This window comes from Pseudomonas sp. Seg1, assembly GCF_018326005.1.
Lineage (GTDB): Bacteria > Pseudomonadota > Gammaproteobacteria > Pseudomonadales > Pseudomonadaceae > Aquipseudomonas.
The window spans coordinates 1,814,845-1,826,170 of sequence record NZ_AP021903.1 but is presented as its reverse complement, the minus strand read 5'-3'; the positions used below and the strand labels follow the sequence as shown (position 1 = coordinate 1,826,170).

10 protein-coding genes are annotated in these 11,326 nt (G+C 60.9%); all 10 read right to left on the bottom strand.

Translation table 11 applies throughout. The features are described 5' to 3' along the window. Positions 1–3 precede the first annotated feature (3 nt). The 10 genes from pseC to rfbF are packed head-to-tail and all read right to left on the bottom strand — an operon-like array spanning position 4 to position 11,319. On the bottom strand, positions 4–1,161 hold the full coding sequence (pseC, locus tag KI231_RS08105) for a UDP-4-amino-4,6-dideoxy-N-acetyl-beta-L-altrosamine transaminase (RefSeq protein WP_213027937.1): 1,158 nt from the start codon (positions 1,159–1,161) through the stop codon (positions 4–6). Beyond that, a complete protein-coding gene (pseB, locus tag KI231_RS08100; protein WP_213027936.1) occupies positions 1,158–2,159 on the bottom strand; it encodes a UDP-N-acetylglucosamine 4,6-dehydratase (inverting) in 1,002 nt (333 codons plus the stop codon). Before pseB ends, pseC begins: the two co-directional genes overlap by 4 nt. 30 nt (positions 2,160–2,189) lie before the next feature. Next, entirely contained in the window at positions 2,190–5,114 is a 2,925-nt protein-coding gene (locus tag KI231_RS08095) for a TIGR00180 family glycosyltransferase (protein ID WP_213027935.1), read from the bottom strand. Between the two features lie 49 nt (positions 5,115–5,163). Continuing rightward, a complete protein-coding gene (locus KI231_RS08090) occupies positions 5,164–5,892 on the bottom strand; it encodes a cephalosporin hydroxylase family protein (RefSeq protein WP_213027934.1) in 729 nt (242 codons plus the stop codon). 29 nt (positions 5,893–5,921) lie between these two features. Beyond that, positions 5,922–6,587 carry an acetyltransferase gene (locus KI231_RS08085; protein ID WP_103305350.1) on the bottom strand — a complete coding sequence of 222 codons (666 nt, stop codon included), beginning with the start codon at positions 6,585–6,587 and terminating at the stop codon, positions 5,922–5,924. After that, the gene (locus tag KI231_RS08080; RefSeq protein ID WP_213027933.1) at positions 6,584–7,705 is read right to left on the bottom strand and encodes a DegT/DnrJ/EryC1/StrS family aminotransferase; all 1,122 of its coding nucleotides are present in this window, start codon (positions 7,703–7,705) and stop codon (positions 6,584–6,586) included. Before KI231_RS08080 ends, KI231_RS08085 begins: the two co-directional genes overlap by 4 nt. Further along, positions 7,702–8,928, bottom strand: a complete 1,227-nt coding sequence (locus KI231_RS08075; RefSeq protein WP_213027932.1) for a class I SAM-dependent methyltransferase — start codon at positions 8,926–8,928, stop codon at positions 7,702–7,704. The genes KI231_RS08080 and KI231_RS08075 overlap by 4 nt, the downstream gene beginning before the upstream one ends. After that, entirely contained in the window at positions 8,925–9,485 is a 561-nt protein-coding gene (locus tag KI231_RS08070) for a dTDP-4-dehydrorhamnose 3,5-epimerase family protein (RefSeq protein ID WP_213027931.1), read from the bottom strand. Before KI231_RS08070 ends, KI231_RS08075 begins: the two co-directional genes overlap by 4 nt. Then, positions 9,482–10,564, bottom strand: coding sequence for a CDP-glucose 4,6-dehydratase (gene rfbG, locus KI231_RS08065; RefSeq protein ID WP_213027930.1), 1,083 nt, complete (start codon positions 10,562–10,564; stop codon positions 9,482–9,484). The genes KI231_RS08070 and rfbG overlap by 4 nt, the downstream gene beginning before the upstream one ends. Beyond that, on the bottom strand, positions 10,546–11,319 hold the full coding sequence (gene rfbF, locus KI231_RS08060; RefSeq protein WP_103305345.1) for a glucose-1-phosphate cytidylyltransferase: 774 nt from the start codon (positions 11,317–11,319) through the stop codon (positions 10,546–10,548). The genes rfbG and rfbF overlap by 19 nt, the downstream gene beginning before the upstream one ends. Between the last annotated feature and the right edge of the window lie 7 nt (positions 11,320–11,326).

Sequence of the window (11,326 nt, the reverse complement as noted above, 5' to 3'; positions counted from 1 at the left end):
GATTTATTCGGTCAGCCGACGTAACTGCTCGATCACATGGTCCTGCTGTTCCTCGCTGAGCAACGGATACAGCGGCAGGCTGATCGCCTCGGCGTAATAACGCTCGGCTTCGGGGAAGTCGCCCTCGGCAAAACCCAGGTCGCGATAGTACGGCTGCAAATGCACGGGAATATAGTGAAGATTCACCCCGATACCGGCTGCACGCAAACCTTCGAATACCTGCCGATGCGTCAGGCCGACGCGCTCGGTCTGCAGTCGCACCACGTACAGATGCCACGCCGACTCCGCCTCCGGCTGCGCACTGGGCAAGGTCAGCGGCAGATAGGCCAGCAAACGCTCATAGCGCGCCGCCAGTTCACGACGACGCGCGATGAAGTCGTCCAGCTTGGCCAGTTGCGACAGGCCCAGCGCAGCCTGCAAATCGGTGATCCGGTAATTGAAACCCAGCTCGATCTGCTGGTAATACCAGGGACCGTGGCTGGGCTCGGTCATCTGCTGCGGATCACGGGTCATGCCGTGGCTGCGCAGACGCTGCAAGCGCTCGGCCAACTGCGCACGATTGGTCAGCACCATGCCGCCCTCTCCCGAGGTGATGATCTTCACCGGGTGAAAACTGAATACGGTCATCGCCGCAAATTCACCGCAACCCACCGGACGCCCGGCGTAGCTGGCGCCCACCGCGTGCGAGGCATCCTCGATCACGGTGAAGTTGTAGCGCTCGGCCAGTTCGGCAATCTTGCGCATATCGCAGCTCTGCCCGGAGAACGCCACCGCGATCAGGACTTTCGGTAATGTGCCGTCGTGCTCGGCCTGCTCGAGCTTCGCCTGGAGGGCGACAACGTCGAGGTTCCAGGTCAGTGGATCGATGTCGACGAAATCAACTTCAGCCCCGCAGTACCGCCCACAATTGGCCGACGCGAGAAAGGTGTTCGGCGTCGTCCACAACCGATCACCCGGCCCCAAGCCAGCCGCCAGGCAGGCAATGTGCAGAGCCGCCGTGGCGTTGCTCACCGCGACGGCGTAATCGGCCTGGCAACGCTCGGCCATGGCCTGCTCGAAACGCTCGATGCTCGGCCCCTGGGTCAGCCAGTCCGACTGCAGCACTTCGACGACGGCATCGATGTCTGCCTGATCGAGGCTTTGCCGACCGTAGGGGATCATGCCGAGAGCTTCGCGTGCAGGTCGGCGATCTGCCCGACCGAGAGGAAATGCGGATTGGTGTCGGAGCGATATTCGAAATCTTCGCTCACGGCATGACCCCGTTCGCCGAGTTTGTCGACGGCAAAATCGACATCGACACTGGTAAAGCGAATCGATGGCTGGATGGTGTAGTGATCCGCAAACTCAAGGGTCATCCGCGCATCGTCCAGCGGCACCATCAACTCATGGAGTTTTTCGCCGGGACGAATGCCGACGTTCTTGTGCGGCAGATGTTCAGCCATGCCGTGCGCCAGATCGACGATGCGGATCGACGGGATCTTCGGCACGAACACTTCACCACCGTGCATCCGCGCGAAGCTGTCGAGCACGAACTGCACGCCGTGGTCGAGGGTGATCCAGAACCGCGTCATGCGCTCGTCAGTGATCGGCAACTGCTCTGCGCCGTCGGCGATCAGCTTGCTGAAGAACGGCACCACCGAACCCCGCGAGCCGGCCACATTGCCATAGCGCACAACGGCAAAACGGGTTTCCTGCTCGCCGGCAATGTTGTTGGCGGCGACGAACAATTTGTCCGAGAGCAACTTGGTCGCACCGTACAGGTTGATCGGGCTGGCCGCTTTGTCGGTAGACAACGCCACAACCTTTTTCACGCCGTTGTCGATGGCGGCGGCAATGATGTTCTCCGCGCCATTGACGTTGGTGCGGATGCATTCGGTCGGGTTGTATTCCGCCGCCGGCACCTGCTTCAACGCAGCGGCATGTACCACGTAGTCGATGCCGCGCATGGCCTGACGCAAGCGCTCGGCATCGCGCACATCACCAATGAAATAGCGCATGCACGGTGCGTTGAACGTCTGCTGCATTTCGTACTGCTTCAACTCGTCACGGGAGAACACCACCACGCGCTTGGGCTGGTATTGCTCCAGCAGACGGGCGATGAATTTGCGCCCGAACGAGCCGGTGCCGCCGGAGATGAAGATTGATTTGCCGTTGAACATATCTGAATTCCTGTGTCCTGTTCGCAAGGCTTAGCCGAGCAATTGCGCCCAATTGATCGGGGCACTTTCACCCAGGGTAAAACCTTTGCCGGTCAGCGCCAGGTTGGCGTTGTACGCCGGATCCTGTGCAAAGGCCGCGCTCCACTTCTCACGCAATGCAGACAATGCGTCAGGGGCTTGCGGCAACTCGCCGGTGTGCAATACCTGCACCAGCGGCGTCCACACCGTGAGGTAACCGGCCTGCCCGGCCTTGAGACACAGATCAACATCGCTGAAGCCGTCGGCGAAGGTCACTTCGTCCAGGCCACCCAGTGCGTTGAACAATTCTTTGCGCACCATCAGGCACACCTTCGACACAGCCGAATAGTTCTGCTCGACCGCCAGGCGCTGCATGTAACCTTCGCTCGCGTGTTTCTCGCCGATGAAGGCCGAAGCCACCCCGCCGTTCAACCCGAGAATCAAACCTGCCTGGGAGATCTTGCCGTCGCGGTCCACCAGTTTGGCACCGACGATGCCGACCTCAGGACGCTGGGCGTGATTGAGCAACGACTCGATCCAGTTCGGGTTGACCACTTCACTGTCGGTGGCCAGCAGCACCAGATATTCGCCCTGCGCCTGCTGGCTGGCCGCGTTGTACAGCGCCACTTGATCAAGCGGGCGATCTGCATGCAGCACCTGCACCTTGGCGTTGCGCAGCGTTCCCAACCAGTCATTGATCTCGGCCGACTGGTTCGGGTTGACCGCAATCAACAGCTCATAGCGGGTGTAACGGGTTCTGAGCAGCACGCCATCCAGGCAGCGTTGCAAGGCGCCAAGATCGTCGCCGGCAGGCACGATCACCGAGACCAGCGGCCGCTCGGCATGGCGATAGTCGATCTGCCAGGTGCCAGGCTGCGTCGAGGTGACCTGAGCCTTGTAACCGCGATTACCCAAATGGCGCAGCAGCGCCTGCCGCTCGTGAGCATTTTCTGTCAGTTCCGGCGCGCGGGTGATCAGCAACGGTTCGTCGAGATGGGCCAGGCCGTCGAGGCCGCCCTGCTCGATGATGCGCAGCAGCACATCGAGTTCCAGCGCCTTGCTGAAATCGACCTGATAGCCACCGAGTTCAGTCAGCACTTCGCGACGAATCAACCAGTGCCGCGCCATCAGTGACGGAACGCTCTGCAGCAGATCCAGGTTGAAGCCCGGGCGGAACATATTTACCAGCGCACCATTTTCCTGGCGCTGGATTTCATCCGTGGCCACCGCACGCACACCTGGCGCCGCCATCAATTCCAGGCTGGCACGCAACAGGCCGGCAGCCGTGAACTCTTCACCCGCTTCCGCCAGCAGCAGCCAGTCGCTGGTCGATTGATTGACGCTCTGGTTGAGCTTGTCGACGAAGTTGCTTTGGGTCACTCGCACAAAGTGCAGCGTATTTTGTGCAGTGGTTGCAGCTGGCGGCTCACCCGTGGTGAAGACCACGACCTTGAAAGCTTTGCTGTGGCCTTCGAGCAAGCTGTCCAGGGAGATCTGCAACTTGTCGAGGTCGTTGTCCAGATCGAGCAGGAAAATGCCGAACTGCGGACCACCGCCATTGTCGGCCAGGTGCCGGGCAATCGCCGCAGCCTGTTCGGTATCCGGCGTACGCGCAGCGAGCCACTTGAGCAGGCGGCCGGTCAGCATTTTCTCGAATACAGGCTGATGCCCTTCGAGCAACGCTGCGTCCAGGCGCGCAACCCAGTCACGCAGCACTGGCGCGTCGTCTTCCTCGTCCAGCGGTTGCAATTGCGCGATCAGTTGCTTGATCACCGTGCGATTGAACACGTTAAGGTCGTGCGCCTGCCACAAGCGGTCGAGCACGCTTTCCGGGGTGTCATTGTTGCGTGCCAGCATCAGGCTCTGCTGGCGAGCCCAGATACCCTCCAGCTCCTTGAGCTGAACGCGTCCGGCCGGCATCGCGTGCAACAGAAACTCGAATTGAGTCAGTTGATCGAAAAACACCTGGTTGTAGAACGGCATTTCAACGTATTGCTTGGGACCGAAGCGACGCTGCGGCCCGGCCTCGATATCGATCCATGTCGACTCGAAGATCAGCTCGGCGGTGAGTGCCCGGTTGGTCTGCAGGCTTTCGGCGAGCGTGGCAAAACTCTTCAGAACAAACTGTTTGCCCTGCTGTGGATCCTGGTGCCCAAGCTGGGTCGGCAGCCCGGCAAGGAACTCGGCAAACGCTTCACGTCCGGCCACGCTCTTGGCGTCCATATAGGCCAGAGAGTGATAGATCTCGGTGTTGTGATCAGACTGTTCGTAGTTGATTTCGCGCACGACATAAGGAATCGGCAGAATCCGCGCCTTGCCCCGAGCCAGCATGTAATAGGTGTGACCGACTTCCTGCCACTGGAAGATCGTGTCTTGCGGCATCGCGTTGTACCAGTCGCGCAAGATCGCCGTACGCTGCACCGCATAGAACGGCGGCAAGTACTGATGCATGTAATCGAGCAGGCGATCCTCGGCCTGATCGGCCGAGTAGTCCTCGCAGACTTTCTTGTCGCGGCGGTAGTAATTGACGCTGTTGGCCAACGCCAGATACATCATGCTGTAGCCATGGCACAGGCTGTAATCGGGGTTGGCTTCCATGAACGCCACGGCTTCATGCAGGGCGTCATGCACAAGGAAATCATCGTCGGCGGCGAACACCATGTAAGGCGTCTGCAACTGCTCGACACCGTAGGCGAGCTTGGCGCGAATGCCCCAGTAGCCGAACTGCGGCAAGTGCTGATAATCCACGTTGGTGAATTCGGCAGGGATGCCCGCCAGCGCCACCGCCGACGAATCCAGCACCAGAATCCTGCACGGCAGGCTGCTGTAGAAGCGAATGGCTCTACGCAGAAACGCCGGGCGTTCGTGAGAGATCAGCACAATGGTCAACTGTTCGTTGAGTGCCAGACCGGTTTCAGAAGTGTTCTTGCCTTGCATATATTCCCCACACGCGGCGAGTCGCCGAAAACTCATCGTTGTTTGTCGATTAACGCACGCGACGCAGATAACCATCCGGCGCGACTGTGATCAGCAATTTGCTGTGAATCGACTGATCGATCTCGAAATCGCGGTTTTCTTCCAGGTAAGCCCACACTGCGGTTTTCGGGTTGTCACCCTTGCCCCACGGACGATCCGGGAAAGCATCGGCCGGCATGTCTTCGACCACGGTGTCCATGACCACGCAATAACTGCCCACCGAAACCAGTGGTGCATACAGGCGCAGCTCTTCGAGGACGTGCTCGTGGGTGTGGTTGGAGTCCAGCACCACCAGGACTTTTTTGCCCTGCACACGCTCGCGCACCTGATCGACGATCGCGGTGTCGATGCTCGAACCCTGGATCATGCTGATGCGTTTGAACATCGGGTGCGCTTCGATCGCTTCGCGATTGTGCTCGCGGATATCGATGTCGATGCCCAACACTTCGCCATGCCCGATCAGTTCCAGAATCGAGGCATAGAACACCAGCGAACCGCCGTGGGCGATGCCCGTCTCGACGATCACGTCCGGACGCAGGTTCCAGATGATTTCCTGCATCGCAACCATGTCCTGCGGGAACTGAATGATCGGCCGGCCCATCCAGCTGAAGTTGTAGGTGTACTTGTGTCTGGCCGTGGTGCCGACCCAGTCCAGGGACTCGGTCTGCAAGGCCTTGTCTTGCTGCAGGCCTTCGATGTTGGCTTTTACTTCTTCGCGAAACTGTTCATGCGGATTCATTGCAACTCTCCAAAAATTCGGGAAACGGCTTACCTGAACACTCTGGCGTCCGGGTAAGGCACTGCGTTGGTCTTGATGATCCTGGCGGGATTGCCCACCACGACCGAAAAATCCGGAACATCCCTGGTCACGACCGCACCGGCACCGATGGTCACCCACCGCCCGATGCGCAAGCGCGGCAGGATCGTGGCGTTGGTGCCGATAAAGGTCCCGTCACCGATTTCCACGCAACCTGCGATACACACGCCCGGCGCCATGAACACCGAGTGGCCGATCTGCCCTTCATGCCCCACGACACTGCCGGCGCTGATGCTGGTGTTGTCGCCCAGTGTCACTTCGGCCTGCATCAGCACGCCTTCCTGCAGGTAACTGCCCTGCCCCATGCGGATCATGCTCAGGTCGATACCCGGATGAACGAACTGGCCGAGTCGCGCACCGGCGTCGACCAACTGGCAGGTGGTTTCGTAGCGTAACCGGGTACTGCCGGTGATCAGATTGACGAAGCGCACGTCCTCGCCATTAAGCTCGCCGACGAGTTCGGACCCGCCGAGCACCGGCACCCCGTGAAACAGCGTGCCGTGCTTGCGCGGATCGTTGTCCAGAAAAGCGAATTCGATGTTCGGCGTGCTGCGCTTGACGGCGTGCAGCATGCGCACCGCTTCCGGGTTGGCCGCCCCCAGCAGATACATCTTCACAATGCGTGCCTGCGCGCCAGCAGATCGAGCACCACTTGCACCACCCGCTGCTGATCGGCGTCGGTCATGTCGTGATAGCTCGGCAGGTTGAAGGCGCGCTCAGGGAGTGCGAACGCCAGCGGCGTATCGACCACGTATTCGCTGAACATCGGCAGCGACGACAGCGGCCAGAAAAACACCCGGGCGTCGATGTCGGCGGCCTGGAAGGCAGCGATCATTTGCTCGCGGTGGATGCCGGTGTCGGCATCGAACACCACGGTCGGCATCCAGTAGCCATTGCGGCCATGGGCTGGCTCGGGATTGAGCGACACCCCCGGCACACCTTCGAGCGCTCGCGCGTAGTTGGCAAAAATCGCCCGTTTGCGCTCGATCAACTCGTCGATGCGCTCGACCTGAGCACAGCCGACAGCCGCTTGCAGGTTACTCATCTTGTATTTGAAGCCAACAAACTCCGGCCAGAACTGCTTGGTGCAACCGGCCACACGACCATGGTTGGACAGGGTCAGGACCCGCTCATACAAGGCTTTGTCCGAGGTGACGAACATGCCACCTTCACCGGTGGTCATGGTCTTGGTGCCATGAAACGAAAAAGCGCCGAAAGCCCCCTGCGAGCCGGCAGCCTTGCCGCGCCATTGCGAGCCGATGGCTTCCGCCGCGTCTTCGATCACCGGGATGCCGAATTCGCGACCGATGGCGAGCAGCGCGTCCATGTCACACAGATTGCCGTACAAGTGCACTGCCAGAATCGCCTTGGTGCGCGGGGTGATCGCGCTTCTGACCCGTTGCGGATCCAGGCACCAGCTGTCGGCCAGCACATCGACAAACACCGGCGTAGCACCGAGGTAAGTGATCGGCGCCGCCGAGGCAATCCAGTTGGTGTTGGCCAGGATCACTTCGTCGCCAGCGCCAACGCCCAGGGCTGCCATGCCCATGTGCAGCGCGCCAGTGCAACTGGAGGTGGCGATGGCGTAGGTTGCGCCCAGATGCTCGGCAAAGCCGTGCTCGAAACGTGTCAGGTATTCGTAGCAACGCGCGCCCCAACCGTTCTGCACGGCGTCCAGGGCATACTGCGCTTCGAGTTCGCCAACGCTGGGTTTGGTGTAATGGATTCTGCTCATTGGATGATCAACTCCGGAACGGCGACGACAAAGCGTGCGCCCCATGCCTTGGCCGCCGACAGTTGCTGCGTCACTTCGCTCAACAGGTTCCACGGCAAAACCAGAATGTAGTCAGGCTGCTCCTGGGCAATACGCTCAGGCGCGACAATCGGGATACGGCTGCCCGGCAGAAACTTGCCCTGCTTGTGCGGATTGGCATCCGCCACCCAGGCGAGCAGGTCCGGTTTGACCCCGGCGTAGTTGAGCAAGGTATTGCCCTTGGCTGCCGCACCGTAGCCAACCACACGCTTGCCGTCGGCCTTGGCCTGTAACAAAAAGCGCAGCAGTTCATGCTTGATGCGTTCAGCGGCGGGCGCGAGGGTCGCGTAGTACTCGGTAGTTTTCACCCCGGCCTCGAGTTCCGCCTGCAACTGTTGCTGCACTGCTGCCTGCACCGGACGACGTTCGCCATCCTTGCGCTGCACGAACACCCGCAGCGATCCACCGTGGGTGCTCAACTGGCTGACGTCGAACACTTCCAGGCCATTGCGCTCGCACAGGGCTTGCACGGCGGTCAGCGACAGGTAGGAATAATGTTCGTGGTACAGCGTGTCGAACTGCGCGCCAGCCATCAGCGTCAGCAGTTGTGGAAATTCGAAGGTGGCGACGCCGGCCGGTTTGAGCAAAGTGGCGAAACCAGCGAGGAAATCGTTGATGTCCGGCACGTGCGCGAGCACGTTGTTGGCCGCCATCAGGTCAGCGCCCCAGCCTTCGCTGTGCAACTGCGAGGCGGTGTCGCGACCGAAGAACAGTTCGCGGATTTCCAGGCCCTTCTCGCGTGCTGCCTGTGCGGTGCTGCGCGTCGGCTCAACGCCCAGACACGCAATGCCGCGAGCGGCCACGTACTGCAGCAGATAACCGTCGTTGGCGGCGACTTCAACCACGCGGCTGTCGGCAGTCAGGCCAAAACGCTCGACCATTTCTGCCACATAACGCTCGGCATGCGCGAGCCAAGTGCTGGAAAACGAACTGAAGTAAGCGTACTCGGCATCGAACAAGCTGTCGGCGCGGGTGTAGTCCTCGGTCTGCACCAGCCAGCATTGCTGACACACGGCGACCTTCAACGGCACCCATTGCTCAGCCTGATCCAGGCGATCTGCATGCACGTAGGCGTTGGACGGCGGCGAGGTGCCGAGGTCGATCAGCGGCAGGCTCAGCGGTGCGGCGCACCCACGGCAGTTCATAGACGCACTCCAGCAAAGTGTTGATCGAGCGCGGGATGGCTGGAATCACGCGCTGACAAATTATTGACAGGCAACGGCCAGGCAATCGCCAGCCGTGGATCGTTCACCGACAGACCGCCCTCATGCTCCGGCGCGTAATCGGCGCTGTGCAGGTAGAGCAATTCGGCGTCTTCGGTGAGCGTCTGGAAACCGTGGGCGAAGCCCGCCGGGATCAACAGGCTGCGACCGTCACCGGCCTTGAGATGCTCGGCGTGCCAGTGCAAAAAGGTTGCGGAGTCGGGGCGCAGATCGACCGCCACATCCCACACTTCACCACGCAGGCAGGTGATCAGTTTGGCTTCCGGCGCATTGGCATTCTGATAATGCAGACCGCGCACGCTGCCCTTCTCGCGGGTGCAGGAATGGTTGATCTGGCGGATATGGAATTCGCTGCCGAACGCACTCAGACTGCCTTCGCAGAACAGCCGGGCGAAGTGCCCGCGCTGGTCTTCGAAACGTTTGTGCTGGACGCTGAACAGGCCGGCCAGCGGCAATGCCTTCAGGGAAAACTCGCTCACAGCGCGCCTCGGTACAGGTTCAATTGGCCAAGTGTCACGTTGCGCATGTCATCGCCGTTCTGCCACGCCAGATGCCAGTCGAGGGTCTGGGTCAGGCATTGCTGCAAGGTCCAGCGTGGTTGCCAGCCGAGCACCTGGCGTGCGCGGCTGCTGTCCAGACGCAGCAGGCCGGCCTCGTGCAATTCACTCGGTTCGATGCGCAAGCCACGCGCCTGCGGCCAGCGGCTGGCGAGCAATTCGACCACCTCGCCAACGCTGCACATGTCCGCCTCGCCCGGGCCGAAGTTCCAGGCACCGGCGTACTCCGGGCCCTCTTCGTAAAGGCCGGCGGCCAGTTGCAGATAACCGGCCAGCGGCTCCAGCGCGTGCTGCCATGGGCGCACGGCTTGCGGATAGCGCAGGGTCACCGGCTCGTCGGCCGTCCAGGCTTTGAGCACGTCGGGAATCAGTCGCTCCGGTGCAAAATCGCCGCCGCCCAAGACGTTGCCGGCGCGCGCGGTGGCCAGGGCCAGACCGTGTTCGGCGTACTTGTCCGCCGGGAAGAACGACGCGGCATAGGATTGTGCAAGCAACTCGCAGCAGGCTTTGCTGCTGCTGTAAGGATCGTGACCACCGAGGGCTTCGTCTTCGCGGTAGGGCCATAGCCACTCTTTGTTGGCGTAGACCTTGTCGGTGGTCACCAGCACGCAGGCGCGCACGCAGCCGACCTGACGAATCGCTTCAAGCAGGTTCAACGTGCCCATGACGTTGCTGGAGTAGGTACCGAGCGGATCGCGATAGCCTTCGCGCACCAACGGTTGTGCAGCCAGATGCAGAACGATCTCAGGCTCGGTGTCGGCGATGATTTCCAGCAGAGCGCCGAGATCGCGCAGATCACCGCGCTGATCATTGATGCCTTCGTGCACGCGCGCCAGTTCGAACAGGCTCGGCTCGGTCGACGGCTCCAGGGCAAAGCCGCTGACTTGCGCGCCGAGGCTTTGCAGCCACAGGGTCAGCCAACTGCCTTTGAAACCGGTGTGGCCGGTGACCAGTACACGTTTGCCGCGCCAGAAATCCGCGCTCAGTCCCATTGTTTCCATGGGGCCTCCCCGCTCTGCCACAGCGCTTCGAGATGATTCTTGTCGCGCAGGGTGTCCATGGGCTGCCAGAAACCGTCGTGCTGGAACGCCATCAACTCACCGCGTGCGGCCAGACCGTCCAGCGGACCCGACTCCCACGACGTCGAATCGCCTTCGATCAGCGGCAGGACTTTGGGCGACAACACGAAAAAGCCGCCGTTGATCCAGCCACCGTCGCCGCGTGGCTTCTCGGTGAAACCCAAGACCCGATCACCTTCGCGATCCAGCGCACCGTAGCGTCCCGGCGGTTGTACGGCGGTAACGGTGGCCAGTTTGCCGTGGGTCAGGTGGAAATCAACCAACGCGCCGATGTTCAAATCGGAAACGCCGTCGCCATAGGTGAAGCAGAAGGCTTCCTCATTTTCCAGATAGCGCGCGGCTCGCCCAAGGCGGCCACCGGTCATGGTCTCTTCACCGGTATCGATCAGCGTCACACGCCATGGTTCGCTGTAATTCTGGTGAACATCCATGCGGTTTTCACGCATGTCGAAGGTCACATCGGAGGTGTGCAGGAAGTAGTTGGCGAAGAAGTCCTTGATCGCGTACCCCTTGTAGCCCAGGCAAATCACGAAATCGTGAATCCCGTGGGCGGAGTACTGCTTCATGATGTGCCAGAGAATTGGCTTGCCGCCAATCTCGATCATCGGCTTGGGCTTGAGGTGCGACTCTTCACTGATGCGTGTGCCCAGACCACCCGCCAAAATTACTGCCTTCATCCTCTCC